The sequence below is a fragment of the Azospirillum argentinense genome (genome assembly GCF_000632475.1).
Lineage (GTDB): Bacteria > Pseudomonadota > Alphaproteobacteria > Azospirillales > Azospirillaceae > Azospirillum > Azospirillum baldaniorum.
On record NZ_CP007793.1, the window covers coordinates 16,128 to 34,265 of the forward strand.

General features: G+C 67.7%; 14 protein-coding genes. All 14 read left to right on the plus strand.

Annotated elements, in window-relative coordinates; genetic code table 11:
• The first annotated feature begins 15 nt into the window (after positions 1-15).
• The 14 genes from ccoO (at position 16) to pstA (ending at position 18,104) form a co-directional block, all read left to right on the plus strand.
• Entirely contained in the window at positions 16-756 is a 741-nt protein-coding gene (ccoO, locus tag ABAZ39_RS00075; protein WP_014238793.1) for a cytochrome-c oxidase, cbb3-type subunit II, read from the plus strand.
• Between the two features lie 13 nt (positions 757-769).
• On the plus strand, positions 770-931 hold the full coding sequence (locus tag ABAZ39_RS00080) for a cbb3-type cytochrome c oxidase subunit 3 (RefSeq protein WP_014238792.1): 162 nt from the start codon (positions 770-772) through the stop codon (positions 929-931).
• A gap of 3 nt (positions 932-934) precedes the next feature.
• Positions 935-1,822, plus strand: coding sequence for a cytochrome-c oxidase, cbb3-type subunit III (gene ccoP, locus ABAZ39_RS00085; RefSeq protein ID WP_014238791.1), 888 nt, complete (start codon positions 935-937; stop codon positions 1,820-1,822).
• Positions 1,823-2,128: 306 nt separating this feature from the next.
• A complete protein-coding gene (gene ccoG, locus ABAZ39_RS00090; protein WP_038525557.1) occupies positions 2,129-3,691 on the plus strand; it encodes a cytochrome c oxidase accessory protein CcoG in 1,563 nt (520 codons plus the stop codon).
• Positions 3,692-3,737: 46 nt separating this feature from the next.
• Positions 3,738-4,262 carry a FixH family protein gene (locus ABAZ39_RS00095; protein ID WP_038525559.1) on the plus strand — a complete coding sequence of 175 codons (525 nt, stop codon included), beginning with the start codon at positions 3,738-3,740 and terminating at the stop codon, positions 4,260-4,262.
• Positions 4,263-4,310: 48 nt separating this feature from the next.
• The gene (locus ABAZ39_RS00100; RefSeq protein ID WP_038525562.1) at positions 4,311-6,779 is read left to right on the plus strand and encodes a heavy metal translocating P-type ATPase; all 2,469 of its coding nucleotides are present in this window, start codon (positions 4,311-4,313) and stop codon (positions 6,777-6,779) included.
• Complete coding sequence (gene ccoS / locus ABAZ39_RS36675; protein ID WP_247873944.1) at positions 6,733-6,870, plus strand: cbb3-type cytochrome oxidase assembly protein CcoS; 138 nt, start codon at positions 6,733-6,735, stop codon at positions 6,868-6,870. Before ABAZ39_RS00100 ends, ccoS begins: the two co-directional genes overlap by 47 nt.
• 207 nt (positions 6,871-7,077) lie before the next feature.
• The gene (locus tag ABAZ39_RS00105; RefSeq protein WP_247881598.1) at positions 7,078-7,740 is read left to right on the plus strand and encodes a Crp/Fnr family transcriptional regulator; all 663 of its coding nucleotides are present in this window, start codon (positions 7,078-7,080) and stop codon (positions 7,738-7,740) included.
• Positions 7,741-8,309: 569 nt separating this feature from the next.
• Complete coding sequence (locus ABAZ39_RS35365) at positions 8,310-9,950, plus strand: hypothetical protein (protein ID WP_144243436.1); 1,641 nt, start codon at positions 8,310-8,312, stop codon at positions 9,948-9,950.
• Positions 9,951-10,161: 211 nt separating this feature from the next.
• Complete coding sequence (locus tag ABAZ39_RS00115) at positions 10,162-12,432, plus strand: NADP-dependent malic enzyme (RefSeq protein WP_038525570.1); 2,271 nt, start codon at positions 10,162-10,164, stop codon at positions 12,430-12,432.
• Between the two features lie 165 nt (positions 12,433-12,597).
• Entirely contained in the window at positions 12,598-14,103 is a 1,506-nt protein-coding gene (locus tag ABAZ39_RS00120; RefSeq protein WP_051657709.1) for an ATP-binding protein, read from the plus strand.
• Between the two features lie 191 nt (positions 14,104-14,294).
• A complete protein-coding gene (locus ABAZ39_RS00125) occupies positions 14,295-15,338 on the plus strand; it encodes a PstS family phosphate ABC transporter substrate-binding protein (protein WP_014238781.1) in 1,044 nt (347 codons plus the stop codon).
• Positions 15,339-15,430: 92 nt separating this feature from the next.
• A complete protein-coding gene (gene pstC / locus ABAZ39_RS00130; RefSeq protein ID WP_038525572.1) occupies positions 15,431-16,813 on the plus strand; it encodes a phosphate ABC transporter permease subunit PstC in 1,383 nt (460 codons plus the stop codon).
• Complete coding sequence (gene pstA, locus ABAZ39_RS00135) at positions 16,806-18,104, plus strand: phosphate ABC transporter permease PstA (RefSeq protein ID WP_081862837.1); 1,299 nt, start codon at positions 16,806-16,808, stop codon at positions 18,102-18,104. The genes pstC and pstA overlap by 8 nt, the downstream gene beginning before the upstream one ends.
• The last annotated feature ends 34 nt before the right edge of the window (positions 18,105-18,138 follow it).

The following is an 18,138-nucleotide window of genomic DNA, read 5'->3' on the forward strand; positions in this document are numbered from 1 at the left end:
GGAGGAACTGAGAAAATGGCTGAGCAAAAAAAGGGCTTTAGTCACGACACGATCGAGCGGAACACGCTTCTGCTCATCGTTCTGATCCTGATCACCGTGTCGATCGGCGGCCTCGTCCAGATCGTCCCGCTGTTCACGATCGAGTCGACGATCGAGAAGGTGGATGGGGTCCGTCCCTACTCGCCGCTCGAACTGGCTGGCCAGAACATCTACTTCCGCGAAGGCTGCTACAACTGCCACAGCCAGCAGATCCGTCCGTTCCGCGATGAGGTGGAGCGTTACGGTCACTACTCGCTGGCCGCGGAAAGCATGTACGACCATCCCTTCCAGTGGGGCTCCAAGCGCACCGGTCCGGACCTGGCCCGCGTGGGTGGCAAGTACTCCAACGACTGGCAGGTGGCCCATCTGGTCGATCCGCGCGCCGTGGTGCCGGAGTCGATCATGCCGGGCTACGCCTGGATGAAGGACCGTCCGCTGAAGTACACCGACATCCAGGATCACATGAAGACCCTGCGCATCGTCGGCGTCCCCTACTCGGACGAGCAGATCGCCAGCGCCAAGGCCGACCTCGAAGCGCAGAAGAACCCGGACGCCGACACGGCCGGTCTGATGAAGCGCTACCCGAAGGCCGTCGTGGCCAACTTCACGGGCAACAAGGGCGTCACCGAAATGGACGCGCTGGTGGCCTACCTGCAGGTCCTGGGCACAATGGTGGACTTCACCAAGTACCAGTCGCCCAAGCAGCTCCAGCAGTAACCGGGAGGGATCCATGGACTTGGATTCGATCACTGTCGCCCTGCGGTCCTTCTGGACCGTCTGGCTGGCCCTGCTCTTCACCGGCATCGTGGTCTACGCCATGTGGCCAGGCAACCGGGGCAAGTTCGAAGACGCCTCCCGGATCCCGCTCAAGGAAGATGGTCAGGAGTTTTAGGCCATGGCACAGAAAGAAAAGGACGCCCTTTCCGGCGTCGAGACCACCGGCCACGAGTGGGACGGCCTGCGGGAGCTGAACAACCCCCTGCCCAAATGGTGGCTGTACATCTTCTACGTCTGCATCGCGTGGTCCCTCGTCTACTACGTGCTCTACCCGGCTTGGCCGCTGGGCAAGAGCTACACGAAGGGCCTGCTCGGCTACTCGCAGCGCGAGGAGCTGGTGCAGAAGGTCGCCGACGGCAAGAAGGCTCAGGAAAAGTACCTGACGGCCATCGCGGCGACCTCGGTCGAGGACATCCAGAAGAACAAGGACCTCCTTGCCTTCGCGATGGCCGGCGGCCGCTCCTACTTCAACGAGAACTGCGCGGCCTGCCACGGCGCCGGCGGTCAGGGCGCCAAGGGCTTCCCGACGCTCGCCGACGACGTGTGGCTGTGGGGCGGCACTTCCGCCGACATCTACAAGACCATCCAGCACGGCATCCGTGCGGATGACGGCGACACCCGCGGGACGGTCGGCATCGGCATGACCGCCTTCGGCCGGGACGGCATCCTGAACCGCGAGCAGATCGGTCAGGTCGCCGAGTACGTCCTGTCGCTGAACAAGCGGTCGACCGACGCCGCCGCCGCGGAAAAGGGCAAGACCGTCTATGAAGAGAACTGCGCCGCCTGCCACGGCGACAGCGCGCAGGGCTCGGTCGCGGTCGGCATGGACGTCGGCGCTCCGCCGCTCGTCACGGCCAACTGGCTCTATGGCGGCGACAAGGCCACGCTGGTGGAGACCATCACGAACGGCCGCGCCGGCGTGATGCCCGCCTGGTCGAAGCGTCTGGACGACGCGACGATCAAGTCGCTGGCCGTCTACGTCCACAACCTGGGCGGCGGCAAGTAAGCCGTCCAGCCAGGAGGAACCGGCCGGGGAGGGGGACGCCCCCCTGGCGGGTCCGCCGGACTTCGGTGCCGGGGAGGCGACTCCCCGGCATTTTCTTTTTCCGGGCGGCTTGTTGTCCGGCCCGCGATGGCTGCGTCGAGGCGGGTGATGATGCTCCGATCCGCCCCCGAATCCACCCCCGAATCCTTTGATCCAGCGCAATGCCCCTGTGACGTTCTGCCGCCATAGTCCCCTCGCCACGGCCGAACCATGTCGGCATGGCCAAGCCGCCCGCGCGGCGGTCGCCAGACGAAAAAGGGCGAGGTCATGAGCACGACCACCGAACAGCAACCGCCCCAAAGCGATCGATTGGGAAGCGACCGATTGGATGGCGACCGGTTGGAACGCCCGACCGCCGGGGACGCGCCCGCCGCTGCCCCGCCGAAGGCGCAGCGTCGCGCGTCGCGCTCGATGTACCAGAAGCACGCCAAGGTCTATCCCAAGGCGGTGCACGGCACCTTCCGCCGCATCAAATGGGCGGCGCTGTCGGTTCTCCTGGCGATCTACTACGTGCTGCCCTGGGTCCGCTGGGACCGCGGGCCGAACGCCCCCGACCAAGCGGTGCTGCTCGACCTCGCCAACCGCCGCTTCTACCTGTTCTTCGTGGAGCTGTGGCCGCAGCAGATCTATTACCTGACCGGCGCGCTGATCCTGGCGGCGCTGGGCCTCTTCCTGGCGACCTCGCTGGCGGGCCGCGTCTGGTGCGGCTACGCCTGCCCGCAGACGGTGTGGACCGACCTCTATGTCTGGGTCGAACGGCTGGTCGAAGGCGACCGCGGCGAGCGCATCCGCCTCGACCAGGGTCCCTGGACCGCCCGGAAGGCCGGGCGCAAGGTTCTGAAGAACCTGATCTGGCTGCTGATCGCCGTGGCGACCGGCGGCGCCTGGATCTTTTACTTCACCGACGCGCCGACTCTGCTGGGGGAGATGCTGCGGTTCGAGGTGTCCTCGACCGCCCTCGGCTTCATCGGGCTCTTCACCGCCACCACCTATCTGCTGGCCGGTTTCGCGCGGGAGCAGGTCTGCACCTACATGTGCCCGTGGCCGCGCTTTCAATCGGCGATGATCGACGAGGACAGCCTGATCGTCACCTACCAGGACTGGCGCGGCGAAGGCCGCAGCCTGATGCGCAAGTCGCAGAGCTGGGAGGAGCGCAGGGCCGAAGGTCTCGGCGACTGCATCGACTGCTTCAACTGCGTCCAGGTCTGCCCCGCCGGCATCGACATCCGCGACGGTCTGCAGATGCAGTGCATCGGCTGCGGCCTGTGCATCGACGCCTGCGACGAGATCATGACCAAGGTCGGGCGGGCGGCCGGCCTCATCAAATTCGACACCCAGACCAGCCAGGTGGCCGTCGCCACCGGCGGCCAGCCGGTGCCCTTCCGCCTGCTGCGCCCGCGCACGATCCTCTACACGCTGATGATGCTGGTCATCGCCGGCGGCATCGGGGTCGGGCTGCTGCTGAAGCCGGGGCTGGACATCAGCGTCCTGCGCGACCGCGCCCCGCTGTTCGTGGCGCTGTCGGACGGGTCGGTGCGCAACGCCTACACCTTCAAGATCTCCAACATGACCCGCGACCCGCGCTCCTACACGCTGGCGGTTTCCGGGGTGACGGGGGCCAGCCTGTCGGTGGCCGGCGACGGCCAGGACGAGCAGGCCGGCACCCAGCGCCTGACCGCCGATCCGGACATGGTGGCGACCTACAGAATTTTCGTGACCGCGCCGCGCACCGGTTTGCAAGGCGCCTCCCAGCCCCTTACCTTCAGGCTTACCTCGGCCGATGGTGAGGTGGCGACCTATGACTCCGTCTTCATGGGGCCGGCCAACTGATCCCGACCGGCTCTTCGCGCTGCATTCACCAAAGGTCAAGACGACGATGACGCTGTCCACCGACGCCGGAACCCGCCGCACCCCGCCCCGCCGGACCGGCCGCCAGCCCGGCTGGTACATCCCCTGGATCTTCGTGGCCGGTTTCGCCGTCGTGATCGCGGTCAACGGCGTGATGCTGCACTTCGCCCTGTCGAGCTGGACCGGCGTCCAGACCGAGCAGCATTTCATGAAGGGCCTGAAATACAACGAGGATCTGGCCGGCGCCCGCGCCCAGGCCGAGCGCGGCTGGAAGGTCGCCACCGAATTCACCAGCACCGAGGCGCAGAAGGGCATCCTGGCGCTGACTCTGCACGACAAGCACGGCAACCTGCTGAAGGACGCCGAGGTGAAGGTCGCCTTCATCCGTCCGACCAGCGAGGGCCACGACGTGCGCCTCGACCTGCCCTATCTGGGCGAGGGCCGCTTCGCCGCTCCGGTGGCGCTGCCGCTGCCCGGCCAGTGGGACCTGCGCGTGGAGATCCACCATTCCACGGGCGACTATCAGGACGAACAGCGCCTCTTCGTCAAGTAGGCGCCCCGTCCTCAAGATTACGGCACACCAGCACACGGGTTTCGTGACATGACCGTCTGCCTCCACTGCGGGCAGGAGCATCCCGAGGGCACCGGCACCACCGCCTCCGACGGCGCCGGCCCCTTCTGCTGCACCGGTTGCGCGGCGGCCTACGACCTCGTCCGCGGGCTCGGGCTGGAACGCTATTACGAGCGGCGCTGCGTCGATCCGGGCGCCCGGCCGCTGCGCCCGGACGGCGAGGCGCCGCCGCTCGACTACGCCCCCCACGCCAAGCACGCCGAGGATGGTACCGCCTCCCTGCACCTGATGATCGACGGGCTGCAATGCGCGGCCTGCGTCTGGCTGATCGAGACGGCGCTGGCCCGCCAGCCGGGGGTGACCCACGCGCGGCTGAACATGACGACGCGCCGTCTCTCGGTGACGTGGCGCGCGGCCGAGACCGACGCCAACACGGTCGTCGACACCGTCGCCCGCATCGGCTACCGCGCCGTGCCCTTCGACCCGGAGCGGCTGGGCGATGCGCAGCTGAAGACGGAGAAGGAGCTTCTGCGCGCGCTGGCCGTCGCCGGCTTCGGCGCCAGCAACGTGATGCTGCTGTCGGTGTCGGTCTGGGCCGGGCACGCGACGGGCATGGGCTCCGCCACGCGCGACCTGATGCACTGGCTGTCGGCGCTGGTCTGCATGCCGGCCATCGCCTACGCCGTGCGGCCCTTCGCGCGTTCAGCCTTTCAGGCGCTGCGGCGCGGGCGGACGAACATGGACGTGCCGATCACCATCGGCGTCCTGCTCGCCACCAGCATGAGCCTGTTCGAGACGATCAACAGCGGCCAGCACGCTTATTTCGACGGTGCGATGATGCTGCTGTTCTTCCTGCTGATCGGGCGCTATCTCGACCAGCGGGCGCGCGGCCGGGCCCGCTCGGCGGCGGAGCAGCTTCTCGGCCTGCACGCCACCTCGGTGACCGTGCTGAGCGAGGACGGGCGCAGCGCCATCGTCCCGCCGGATCAGGTCAGCCCCGGCTCCACCATCCTGGTGGCGGTGGGCGAGCGGGTCGCGGTGGATGGCACGGTGGCCGACGGCGTGTCCGACCTCGACACCGCCCTGATCACCGGCGAGACGGTGCCGGGCAGCGTGCGCCCCGGCGACCGCGTGTTCGCCGGCATGCTCAACCTCACCGCCCCGCTGCGCGTGACCGTGACGGCGGTGGGCGAGGGCACGCTGCTGGCCGAGATCGTCCGGCTGATGGAGGTGGCGGAGCAGGGCCGCGCCAAATACGTCGCCATCGCCGACCGTGTGTCGCGCCATTACGCCCCGGTCGTCCATGTGGCGGCGCTGGGCACCTTCCTGGGCTGGCTGCTGCTCGGCGGGCTGCCCTGGCAGGATTCGCTGATGAACGCAGTCGCCGTTCTGATCATCACCTGCCCCTGCGCGCTGGCGCTGGCCGTGCCGGTGGTGCAGGTGATCGCCAGCGGGCGGCTGATGCGGCAGGGCATCCTGCTGAAGACCGCCACGGCGCTGGAGCGGCTGGCCGTCATCGACACGGTGGTCTTCGACAAGACCGGCACGCTGACCGAGGGGCGGCCCGTCCCGCAACTCGACGGCGTGGCCGAGGACGACCTGCGCCTTGCCGCGGCGCTCGCCGGGGCCAGCCGCCACCCGCTGGCCCGCGCCCTGACCCGCGCACTGCCCAACGTCCCCGTCGCCGTCGGCGTGCGCGAGATTCCCGGCGCCGGCCTCGCCCTGGATGACTCTGCTGGGGAGATCCGGCTGGGCAGCCGCGCCTTCACCGGCGCGCCGGACACGGCGGAGGACGCCGCCGGGCCGGAGCTGTGGCTGGCCCGCCCCGGCGCCGCCCCGGTGCGCATCACCTTCCTCGACGCGCCGCGCGCCGACGCCGCGGCGGTGGTGCGCGGGCTGAAGGCGCGGGGCCTCGACGTCCGGCTGCTGTCCGGCGACCGCCGCGGCGCCGTGGCCGCGGTGGCCGCGCAGCTGGGCATCAAGGACTGGCGGGCCGGCCAGACCCCCGCCGACAAGACCGCCGTTCTGGACGCGCTCGCCGCCGAGGGCCGCAAGGTGCTGATGGTCGGCGACGGGCTGAACGACGCCCCGGCACTGGCCGCGGCCAGCGTGTCGATGTCGCCGTCCACCGCGGTGGACGTCAGCCAGACCGCCGCCGACGTGGTGTTCCAGGGCCGCCGCCTGCGCCCCATCCTGGAGGCGTTCGAGGTGTCCCGCCGCTCCGGGCGGCTGGTGCGCCAGAATTTCGGCATCGCGCTGGTCTACAATCTGTTCGCGGTGCCCATCGCCATGGCGGGCATGCTGACGCCGCTGCTGGCGGCGCTGGCCATGTCCTCCTCCTCGCTGATCGTTATCGCCAACGCCCTGCGGCTCAGCCGCGGCGCGGTGACCAAGGACCTGACCGATGACCGAGCTTCTCTATCTGATCGCGATCGCGCTGAGCCTGGGGCTGATGGGCCTGGGGGCGTTCCTGTGGGCTCTCAAGTCCGGGCAGTTTGACGATCTCGACGGGGCGGCCCACCGCATCCTGTTCGACGACGAGCCGCCGCGCCCGAACGCCGAGCCGTCGAGCCCCCCGAAAGGGCGCTGATTGGCCGCTCCGGCGGGCTGCTCATAAGGCATTCGTATGGCAATTCGGCCACGGTCCCTGTGAGCACCGTTGCGAAACAGACCGAATATGACGATTATGGGGGCGTTGTACGGCTAAGGGCTGGGTCATGCCATGCCACCCTTTGACATGGGACGCGCCCGCGAAAAGGGCGTGGCGAGTGAGATGAATCCCTGTGGGGCCTGTCCCGTGCGCAGTCTGACCGTCTGTGCCGCTCTGGACCCCGAGGAACTGCGCCGTCTCGCCGACATTCTCCAGACGTCCCGCGTCGAAGCCGGACAGACCCTGTTCAGCGAAGGCGACGCGGCCGACGCGCTCTACAACGTCACCGCCGGCACCGTGAAGCTCTACAAGCTGTTGCCGGACGGGCGCCGCCAGATCACCGGCTTCCTCGTCACCGGCGACTTCCTGGGGCTGGCCGTCAACGACAGCTACGCCTACACCGCGGAAACGGTCACGGCGGCGACGCTCTGCCGCTTCCCGCGCAAGAAGATCGACGCGCTGATGGACGAGTTTCCGAAGATGCAGCGCCGTCTCTTCTCCATGGCCTCGAACGAGCTGGCGGCGGCGCAGGACCAGATGCTCCTGCTCGGCCGCAAGACGGCGAAGGAGAAGATCTGCTCCTTCCTGCTGATGCTGTCCCAGCGCGCCGCCCGGCGCGGTCACAAGGAAAACCCCGTCTACGTGCCGATGAGCCGGGCCGACATCGCCGATTACCTGGGCCTGACCACCGAGACGGTGAGCCGCACCTTCACCCAGCTGAAGACCGTCGGCGTGATCTCGCTGCAGGAAGGCAACAAGGTCCTGATCAGCGACATGGACGCCATCTACGACATGGCCGAGGGCTGCTGAAGGTCGTTGTTCGTAGGCAATGGGAAAGGGTGTCAGAGCTTCTGAGCTTCCGGCGACTCGGAGCGGTGTTGGTCATGCATTCGTCCCGGTGGAACCGATGGAACGGCGTCCGCGGCGGGGTGCCGCTTTGAACAACGTGTCCGGTGCCCCGGAAAGTCTTTGTATGTTCTTTTCAAATCAATGCATTATCGCGTGACGCGAAAGTCTTCTGAGAAGTAATAATATTTTTGTTGACGCTGGGCTGGTGTGTGGCATTGATGTTCGACGCGGAAACCAACGGAAAAGATCAGGTTGGAAAACGCCGAGTCGCTCCCGCCGATGATGGCGCCGCGATTCGGGATCCGATCCAGCCACCGAACGACCATGAATGACCCGACCATAACTCCCCTGGATTTGGAACGCATCGAAGCACTTGCTATGGAATGGGCCAGCACGCAAGGGGCTAGCATCGATCGGGCGCTGGAGCGTTCGCAAACCTCCTGCGACGCTTTCTTTGAAGGCACACGGATCGATAGCCGTTCTCTTGATCAACCCGTATCCTTCTGAACTTTCCGGCCAGGGCGGGTGCCGTGCCTTACAGCGTCATTGCGTATTCGCCGGATGCGCTGCTCGGCGCGCTCGCTGATGGCTCATATCAGGGGGACGGATCGCCAGGGGCCGTGGCGGATACGCGAAAGCGGGTGGAGTCTAAACAGCACTATCGGTTTCTGACCAAATACTTCACGGCGCTGGAGAGTCGGGCGCCGCGAACGATTGTGATCGAAAAGCAATATGTCGATCATGATTTTCTAGAAGACTATGCGGCCTATTATTCCCGCTGTTTTCAGAGCTTTGAGCGGTTTTGCCGCCGTATACATTTCTTTTCTGCTGATTTTTGTCAGGATGATCTGCGCGGGGCGTTGGAAAACGGCGCATCTCCATTATTCGACGCCCTGAAGCGGAGCTATCTGGGATTCATCGTGGTGCGGCCTCTGCCGAACCGGATCATTGGGCGCACCTGTCTCTCGACCTACCCGGACACGGACTCCGCAACCCGCGAATTTCCGGCATTGCGCTCCTATGAGGTGAGTCTGTTCGGCATTGCCTTGAAAGTCCGGTCCGTTGCATTTCAGGAGCAGGACCGCGAGGTTGCAGCATGTGCGACCAGTGCCCTCTGGTCGATGTTCCAGAAAACCGGGGTGCTGTTTCATCACGGCATTCCGTCTCCGGTCGAAATCACCCGCGCAGCCACGGCGTCGGACGAGGACGGCTCGCGATCGCTGCCGAACGATGGGCTCACCCCACGCCAACAAGCCAACGCGATCCGCAGCATTGGCCTGGAACCGTTCCTGATCGGCATGCCGGAGTCCGGGATCGCCCGGAAGTGGGACTATCTGCGGGCGGTCACCCACGCCTACAGCGGCCTGGGGCTGCCGATCCTGATCTCGCTCGAATTGCAGGCTGTCGAGAACCCGGCCGCGGCACCGGGGGAGGGTCATGCGCCCAGGACGCCCCGGTCGCTGGGGTTTCACGCCGTCACCGCCGTCGGTCACCGCCTGGAGGCTGTCGAGGCGGGGGCCGTCAAGGACGACGGTCCGCGTCTGACCGCCACGCGCCTGAGCCGGATTTTCGTGCACGACGATCAGGCCGGCCCCTTCGCGCGGCTGTGGTTTCACAACAACCACATCCAGACCGCCCTGCCGCCCCGTGACAACGGCGACGTCGTGGTGGCCGAACCGCGCCATGTGATTGTTCCGCTTTACCACAAAATCCGCATTCCCTTCGACAACGTGTACCGTGCCGTGTCGGACTTCGATTCGGCCTACAATTCGTTCGTCCTTTTCCTGCAAAGCCGGGACGTCCGCTGCGCCGGCACGCCACTCGAATGGACCATCCGACTGGAAAGCGTGCAGGGGTTGAAGGAACGCTTCCTTGCGGAAATGCCCGATGCGGTGTCCTCCGTACGGGCGGCCATGTCACGTCTGCTGACCCGGAACATGCCCAAATACCTGTGGTGCTGCCGCGCGTCAAACGGCGGCCTTCCCATGGCCGAGTTGTTGTATGACGCCACAGGGCTTGTGCAAGGAAGCTTCTTCTACGATGCCTTTGCCCGCCACAAGCTGATGGAAGGTTTTTCCGCCGCTGCCGAGAGCCCCCAGGCGCCCGAAAACATCCGCCGGTCACCGGATTGTCTGGCCGTGCTGAGAGCCATTCGCCAGCACAAAGTTTGATCCGGCATAAAATGGCGGCTGGTCCTTTCTCCGAATGTCGCTTGAGTGCGTCATTTCGAAACAAACATGCGAAACACCCGTCGCTCGGGCTAGCTCTGCGTGTCCAGGCAGGCTAACATCCGCCGCCCGACCGGCCGGAACCGAAAACAATAACGCCGGCCGGCCCAAAGAAGAACGGCTGCAACAGCCTACGCTCAGGAACCGAACCCCGATGACCGAACCCGATACAAAGCGCGTCACCGACGAAGAAGCCCTTCTGCTGCACTCCTCCGGGCGTCCGGGCAAGCTGGAGATCGCACCCACCAAGCCGCTGACGACCCAGCGCGACCTGTCGCTGGCCTATTCGCCGGGCGTGGCCGTTCCCTGCCTGCGCATCGCCGAGGACCCCAGCACGGCCTACGACTACACGGCCAAGGGCAACATCGTCGCCGTCATCTCCAACGGCACGGCGGTGCTGGGCCTGGGCGACCTCGGCGCGCTCGCCTCCAAGCCGGTGATGGAAGGCAAGGCGGTGCTCTTCAAGCGCTTCGCCGACGTGGACGGCATCGACCTGGAAGTCGATACGAAGAACGTCGACGAGTTCGTCAACTGCGTCCGCTTTCTCGGGCCGAGCTTCGGCGGCATCAACCTGGAGGACATCAAGGCGCCGGACTGCTTCATCATCGAGGAGCGCCTGCGCGAGCTGCTGGATATCCCCGTCTTCCACGACGACCAGCACGGCACCGCCATCATCGCCGCCGCCGGCCTGATCAACGCCTGCGACATCACCGGGCGGGCCCTCAAGGACGTGACGATGGTGGTCAACGGCGCCGGGGCGGCGGGCATCGCCTGCGCCGAGCTGTTCACGACCATGGGTGTGCCGCGCGAGAACATCATCCTGTGCGACACCAAGGGCGTCGTCTACCGCGGCCGCACCGACGGCATGAACCAGTGGAAGTCGTCCTTCGCGGTGGAGACGGACAAGCGCACGCTCCAAGAGGCGGTCGCCGGCTCCGACGTCTTCGTCGGCCTGTCGGCCAAGGGCGCGATGACGCCGGAGATGGTCAAGTCGATGGCGGCGAAGCCGATCATCTTCGCGCTGGCCAACCCTGACCCGGAAATCACCCCGGAGGAGGTGAAGGCCGTCCGCTCCGACGCCATCGTGGCGACGGGCCGCTCCGACTACCCGAACCAGGTCAACAACGTCCTGGGCTTCCCCTACCTGTTCCGCGGCGCGCTCGACGTGCGGGCGACCACCATCAACGAGGCGATGAAGGTCGCCGCCGCCAAGGCGCTGGCCGCCCTGGCGCGCGAGGACGTGCCGGACGAGGTGGACGCCGCCTATGCGGGCCGCCGCCTGCGCTACGGGCCGGAATACATCATCCCGGTGCCCTTCGACCCGCGGCTGATCGTGACGGTCCCCGCCGCGGTGGCCCAGGCCGCCATGGAGACCGGCGTGGCGCGCAAGCCCATCGTCGATCTGGCGGGCTACCGGAACGCGCTGCGCACCCGGCTCAACCCCACGGCGGACAGCCTCCAGCTCATCCTGGAGAAGGTGAAGGCCAACCCGCGCCGCGTCGTCTTCGCCGAGGGCGAGGAGGAGCGGACGATCCGCGCCGCGCTCGCCTACCGCGCCGCCGGCTTCGGCACGCCGGTGCTGATCGGGCGCGAGGAGGTCATCAAGGAGCAGCTGGCGGCGATGGGCCAGTCCGGCGTCTCGCTGGAGATCCACAACGCCCGCGTTTCCGACGCCAACCGCCGCTACAGCGACTATCTGTACCGCCGGATGCAGCGCAAGGGGGCCCTGCTGCGCGACTGCCAGCGCATGGTGAACCAGGACCGCAACGTCTTCGCCGCTCTGATGGTGGCGCAGGGCGATGCCCACGCCATGGTCACCGGCCTGACCCGCACCTTCGGCGTGGCCTTCGAGGAGATCCGCCGGGTCATCGACGCCAAGGCGAATGAGCCGGTCTTCGGCCTGCACGTCTTCCTGACGCGCAACCGCACGGTGCTGATCGCCGACACCACGGTGCATGTCCGCCCGAACGGCCAGACGCTGGCCGACATCGCCATCGGCGCCGCGGCCAAGGCGCGCCAGATGGGGCACGAGCCGCGGGTGGCGCTGCTGTCCTTCTCCGACTTCGGCCAGCATCCCCACCCGAACACCGACCCGCTGCGCGAGGCCATCGACATCCTCGACAGCCGCCGCGTCGATTTCGAGTATGATGGGGAGATGTCGGCGGACGTGGCGCTGGACTATCAGCTGATGAAGCGGGTTTACCCCTTCTGCCGGCTGTCCGGCCCGGCCAACGTGCTGATCATGCCCGGGCTGCATTCGGCCAACATCACGGCAAAGATGCTGCACAAGATGGCCGGCGGCCAGATGATCGGCCCGCTGCTGATCGGCTTGGACAAGCCGGCGCAGATTGTCACCATGGGCGCCTCGGTCAACGATCTGGTCACCGCGGCGGCGCTGGCGGCCCACGACTCGCTGCCCTGGTAAGCGGAGGGAGCTGTCTTCGAACGACGCGCGGGCCGGGCATTTCCCCGGCCCGCGCGTTAATCTTTTGTGACGCCCGCTCACCGGCTATGCGGGATGGTGTAAAAGCGGAGTTCCGTCCCCCCAACCGTCTTCCTGCCGTCCGTCCGACGCACGAAAGCGCCGATCATGACTCCCAAGCCGATGCCGCCCCTCCGGTTGATCCTCGCCGCCGCGCTGGTGCTGGCGCCGCTGCTGCCGGCCCTGTGGTGGCTGTGGCGGCAGGGGGCCATCGGTCCGGCGGTGGCGGTGCTGGGCGGGCTGGCCGGGATCGGCGGGGTGGCGCTGATGCTTCAGCTCTATTTCCGCGACCTGCGCACGGTGGCCGCCCACGCGGCACAGCTCGCCGCCGGCCCAACGGAGGCGGTGCCCTCCCTGCCCGTCACCGCCTCCCGCCCGGTGCGCGCGGCGGCGGCGGCGGCGGTGCGGCTGCACCGGGTGATGAACGCCCGCACCGAACTGGCGCTGGCCCAGCTCGAAGCCAACGAATCCATCATCGAGGCGCTGCACGACCCGCTGGTCCTGGTCGGGGCGGAGCGGCAGGTGGCGCGGGCCAACCAGGCGGCGCGCGCCCTGTTTGGCGACCGCATCCTCGACCGCGACCTTGCCGCCTCGCTGCGCAACCCGGCGGTGCTGGAGGCGGTGGACGCCGTGCTGAAGGGCGGCGCCTCGCGCATCCTGGAATTCAGCCTGCCGGTGCCGGTGGAGCGCATGTTCGAGGTGCGGGTCAAGCCCTTCCAGCGGCGCGTCCCCCGCCCGGCCCCCGGCGAGGACGGGGTGCCCGCCGGAACCGTGCCGGGGCGGATGGTCATCCTGACGCTGCACGACATCACCGCGCTGCGCCGGTCGGAGCAGATGCGCGCCGACTTCATCGCCAACGCCAGCCACGAGCTGCGCACCCCGCTGTCCTCCCTGCTCGGCTTCATCGAGACGCTGCGCGGCCCTGCCCGCGAGGATCTGGAGGCGCACGAGCGCTTCCTGTCGATCATGCAGGACCAGGCCAGCCGGATGGCCCGCCTCGTCAACGACCTGCTGTCGCTGTCGCGGATCGAGCTGGACGAGCACATGCCGCCCGCCGGCAAGGTCGATGTGCTGGACCGGCTGGACGGGGTTATGGCGGCGCTGGAACTGAAGGCGGCCAGCCGCCGCATCCGCCTGACGCTGGAGGCGCCGGACGGCTTGCCCGCGGTGATCGGCGACGAGGACCAGCTCACCCAGGTCTTCCAGAACCTCGTCAGCAACGCGATCAAATACACGCGCGAAAACACCGACGTGACGGTCGCGGTGTCGCTCGCCGACGGCGTGGCGGTCGGGGTGTCCGGCCCGGCGGGCCGCGGCGGGCGGGGGATGCCGATGGTCGCCGTCGCCGTGCGCGACCAGGGGGAGGGCATCGCCCGCACCCACCTGCCGCGCCTGACCGAACGTTTCTACCGCGTCGACGCCGCGCGTTCGCGCGCCATGGGCGGCACCGGGCTGGGGCTGGCCATCGTGAAGCACATCGTGAACCGCCACCGCGGTCGCCTGACCATCGAAAGTGCGGTCGGGGTGGGCAGCACCTTCACGGTCTATCTACCGGCGGCGTCGGAGGAGTCCACAGAGGGCCGCGCCGAGGAGCCCGCGCGGCGCCAAGCCTAGAGGTTGCGTCTACCCCGTCCGGCGTGACCGAAAGTGGGCGTCGTCATGAAACTGTCATAAAACCGTAATCAGCGCGTCGCGGACCCCGACTAGTGTCCGCCCCGCAAGCCGCCTGCCCCTGGGGGAAGCGGCACGGGGTTGAACCATCGCGTTCCCCGGCAAAGGGGCAACCGGACCATCGGAGGGATACCGTGAATTCCAAGAAGCTCGCCGTCACCGCCGCCGCGGTCGTCGCCATGACCGCCGCCTTCGCGGGTGCTGCGAACGCCCAGTCGCGCGACCAGATCCGCGCCGTCGGCTCCTCGACCGTGTTCCCGTTCACCACGGCGGTTGCCGAGGCCTTCGGCAAGGGCGGCAAGTTCAAGACCCCGGTCGTCGAATCGACCGGCACCGGTGGCGGCCTGAAGCTGTTCTGCGCGGGCGTCGGCCCGCAGCACCCGGACGTCGCCAACGCGTCGCGCCGCATCAAGAAGTCCGAGGTCGAGCAGTGCGCCGCCAACGGCGTCGCCCAGATCACCGAGCTGAAGGTCGGCTTCGACGGCATCGCGCTCGCCTACTCCAAGCAGGCCCCGCACACCGACCTGACCACCCAGATCCTGTGGAAGGCCCTGGCCAAGGACGTGCCGGTCGACGGCAAGATGGTCGCCAACCCCTACAAGAAGTGGTCGGACATCGACCCGAAGCTCCCGAACAAGGAGATCGAGGTCCTCGGCCCGCCCCCGACGTCCGGCACCCGTGACACCTTCAACGAGCTGGTGATGCTCGAAGGCTGCAAGAAGGTCGCCGAGGTGAAGGCCGCGGTCGCCGATGAGAAGGCCCGCGAAAAGGCCTGCATGACCATCCGCGAGGACGGCGGCTACGTCGAGGCCGGCGAGAACGACAACCTGATCGTCCAGAAGCTGACCGCCAACCCGGACGCCTTCGGCGTGTTCGGCTACAGCTTCTACGACCAGAACCGCGACAAGCTGCAGACCGCCAAGATGGACGGCGTCGAGCTGTCGCCGGAAGCGGTCCAGGCCGGCAAGTACGAGCTGTCGCGCCCGCTGTACATCTACATCAAGAACGCCCACGCCGGCGTCATCCCGGGCATCCGCGAGTTCATCGCCGAGTACACCTCGGAGCGCGCGATGGGTGAGGACGGCTATCTGGGCGACAAGGGCCTGATCTCCATGCCCAAGGCGGAGCGCGACGCTGCCCGCACTTCGGCGACCAACCTGACCCCGCTCCAGCTCTGACCGGCTGACGGCACCGGCGGCTCTCCTCGGAGGGCCGCCGGTTTCCCGTTTGTGCCAGGAGCCAATTCTCAGCCCATTTCCGGCGGTTTCGCATGCAGCTCACGGTACTGCTCATCATTCTGGCCCTGCTCACAGTGATCGGTTACCAGATGGGCCGGTCGCGTGCCGTCGCCTCCGTCGGCGGCCGCATCGTCGAGCTTCATTCGGTGCCGTCCTACCACGGCTTCTACGTCGCCCTCTGGGCGGGGCTTCCGGCCCTGCTGCTCTTCGCCTTCTGGGGGGCGTCGGAAGGCTGGCTGGTCATGCAGATGGTCCTGTCCGGCCTGCCGGACCGGCTGGTCAACGGCGACGCCCAGTCGCTCGGCCTGCTGCGCGCCGACATCCTGAACCTCGCCCACGGCGTCACCACCGGCCGCGAGCCCGATCCGGAGGTGGTCGCCGCGGCGGAGCGCTATCTGCGGCTGCACGCGCTCGGCGACTGGAGCCTGCTGGTCATCGGCTGCTGCATCGCCATCGGCGGCCTGCTCTACGCCCGCGGCCGGATCGACCCCGACCTGCGCGCCCGCAACCGGGTGGAACGCACGGTCAACATCGCGCTGGTGATCTGCTCGCTGGTCGCCATCCTGACCACCATCGGCATCGTGCTGTCGCTTCTGTTCGAGGCGATCCGCTTCTTCGCGGTGGTCAACCCGCTGGACTTCCTGTTCGGGACGCACTGGAGCCCGCAGATGGCCATGCGCGCCGATCAGGTGGGCTCCAGCGGCTCCTTCGGCGCGATCCCGCTGTTCGCCGGCACGCTGCTGATCACCGGCATCGCCATGGCGGTGGCGGTTCCGGTCGGGCTGATGGCGGCCATCTTCATGTCGGAATACGCCAGCCCGGGCCTGCGCACCTGGCTGAAGCCGATCCTGGAGGTGCTGGCCGGCATCCCGACCGTGGTCTATGGCTTCTTCGCCGCCCTGACCATGGCGCCCTTCGTCCGCGACGTGGGCAACAGCCTGGGGCTGAGCGTCAGCTCGGAATCGGCGCTGGCCGCCGGCTTCGTGATGGGCGTGATGATCATCCCCTTCGTCAGCTCGCTGTCGGACGACGTCATCAACGCGGTGCCGCAGAGCTTGCGCGACGGCTCCTACGGGCTGGGCGCCACCAAGTCGGAGACGATCCGGCTGGTCGTGCTGCCTGCCGCCCTGCCGGGCATCGTCGCCGCCATCATGCTGGCGGTCAGCCGCGCCATCGGCGAGACGATGATCGTCACCATGGCCGCCGGCCTCACCGCCAACCTGACCGCCAACCCGCTGGACGCCGTGACCACGGTGACGACGCAGATCGCCACGCTGCTGGTCGGCGACCAGGAGTTCGACAGCCCCAAGACGCTGTCGGCCTTCGGGCTGGGTCTCGTCCTGTTCGTCGTGACGCTCACCCTCAACATGGTCGCCCTCCGGGTGGTCCAGAAGTATCGAGAGAAATATGACTGACCTCGTGGAACAGGATACGCGGGCCATGTCGGTCGCCGTCACCAAGTCGCGCTACCAGAGCGAGGAGTTCTCCGCCCGGCTGCGCCGCCGTTACGCCGCGGAGCGCCGGTTCCGGATCGCCGGGATGCTCGCCGTCGGGGTCGCGTCCCTGATGCTGGTGATCCTGCTGGGCTCCATCGTCAGCAAGGGCTACACCGCCTTCTGGCAGGCGCAGATCCGGCTTGAGGTGACCCTGGACAAGCAGCAGGTCGAGGAGCGGAACTACACCGCCCTCGTCCGGCAGGCGCTCTACGCCCAGGTCCCGGCGGCCACCGACCGCGCCACCCGCCGCTCGCTGAACGACCTGCTGTCCTCCGGCGCGCCGTACGAGCTGGAGGCGATGGTCAACGCCAACCCCTCCCTCGTCGGCACCACGCAGACGGTCTGGGTCCGCGCCGACGACGAGATCGACCAGTTCATGAAGGGCTTCATCCGGCGCGACGTGCCGGAGAGCGAGCGCCGGCTGAACGACGTCAAGATCGCCGCCATCGACGCGCTGGTCGCCAACGGCTCCATCCGCAGCACCTTCAACACCACCCTGTTCACCGCCGGCGACAGCCGCGAGCCGGAACAGGCGGGCATCCTGGGGGCCGTCGTCGGCTCCGCCCTGACGCTGGTGGTGACCATGCTGCTGTCGGTGCCCATCGGCATCGCCGCCGCGGTCTATCTGGAGGAGTTCGCGCCGAAGAACCGCTGGACCGACCTGATCGAGGTGAACATCAACAACCTCGCCGCGGTGCCGTCGATCATCTTCGGCCTGCTGGGTCTGGCGGTGTTCCTCGGCTTCTTCGGGCTGCCGCGCTCCGCCCCGCTGGTCGGCGGTCTGGTGATGGCGCTGATGACCCTGCCGGTCATCATCATCGCCTCGCGCGTCGCGCTGAAGGCGGTGCCGCCGTCGATCCGCGAGGCGGCGCTGGGCGTCGGCGCCTCGCCGCTGCAGACGGTGACGCACCATGTCCTGCCGCTGGCCCTGCCGGGCATCCTGACCGGCACCATCATCGGCATGGCCCGCGCGTTGGGCGAGACGGCGCCGCTGCTGATGATCGGCATGGTGGCCTTCATCGTGGACATCCCGGGCGGCCTGACCGACAGCGCCACGGCCATCCCGGTGCAGATCTACATGTGGGCGGACAGCCCCGAGCGCGCCTTCACGGAGCGCACCTCCGCGGCGATCCTGATCCTGCTCGCCTTCCTCATCCTGATGAACGGCCTGGCCGTCTTCCTGCGCAAGAAATTCGAGAGGCGTTGGTAACCCCATGAGCGTCCAGACCCACATCCCGGCCACG

Coding starts and splice junctions, on each gene's coding strand:
- ccoO (WP_014238793.1), top strand. CDS start 16: ATGGCTGAGCAAAAAAAGGGCTTTAGTCACGACACGATCGAGCGGAAC.
- ABAZ39_RS00080 (WP_014238792.1), top strand. CDS start 770: ATGGACTTGGATTCGATCACTGTCGCCCTGCGGTCCTTCTGGACCGTC.
- ccoP (WP_014238791.1), top strand. CDS start 935: ATGGCACAGAAAGAAAAGGACGCCCTTTCCGGCGTCGAGACCACCGGC.
- ccoG (WP_038525557.1), top strand. CDS start 2,129: ATGAGCACGACCACCGAACAGCAACCGCCCCAAAGCGATCGATTGGGA.
- ABAZ39_RS00095 (WP_038525559.1), top strand. CDS start 3,738: ATGACGCTGTCCACCGACGCCGGAACCCGCCGCACCCCGCCCCGCCGG.
- ABAZ39_RS00100 (WP_038525562.1), top strand. CDS start 4,311: ATGACCGTCTGCCTCCACTGCGGGCAGGAGCATCCCGAGGGCACCGGC.
- ccoS (WP_247873944.1), top strand. CDS start 6,733: ATGGGCCTGGGGGCGTTCCTGTGGGCTCTCAAGTCCGGGCAGTTTGAC.
- ABAZ39_RS00115 (WP_038525570.1), top strand. CDS start 10,162: ATGACCGAACCCGATACAAAGCGCGTCACCGACGAAGAAGCCCTTCTG.
- ABAZ39_RS00120 (WP_051657709.1), top strand. CDS start 12,598: ATGACTCCCAAGCCGATGCCGCCCCTCCGGTTGATCCTCGCCGCCGCG.
- pstC (WP_038525572.1), top strand. CDS start 15,431: ATGCAGCTCACGGTACTGCTCATCATTCTGGCCCTGCTCACAGTGATC.
- pstA (WP_081862837.1), top strand. CDS start 16,806: ATGACTGACCTCGTGGAACAGGATACGCGGGCCATGTCGGTCGCCGTC.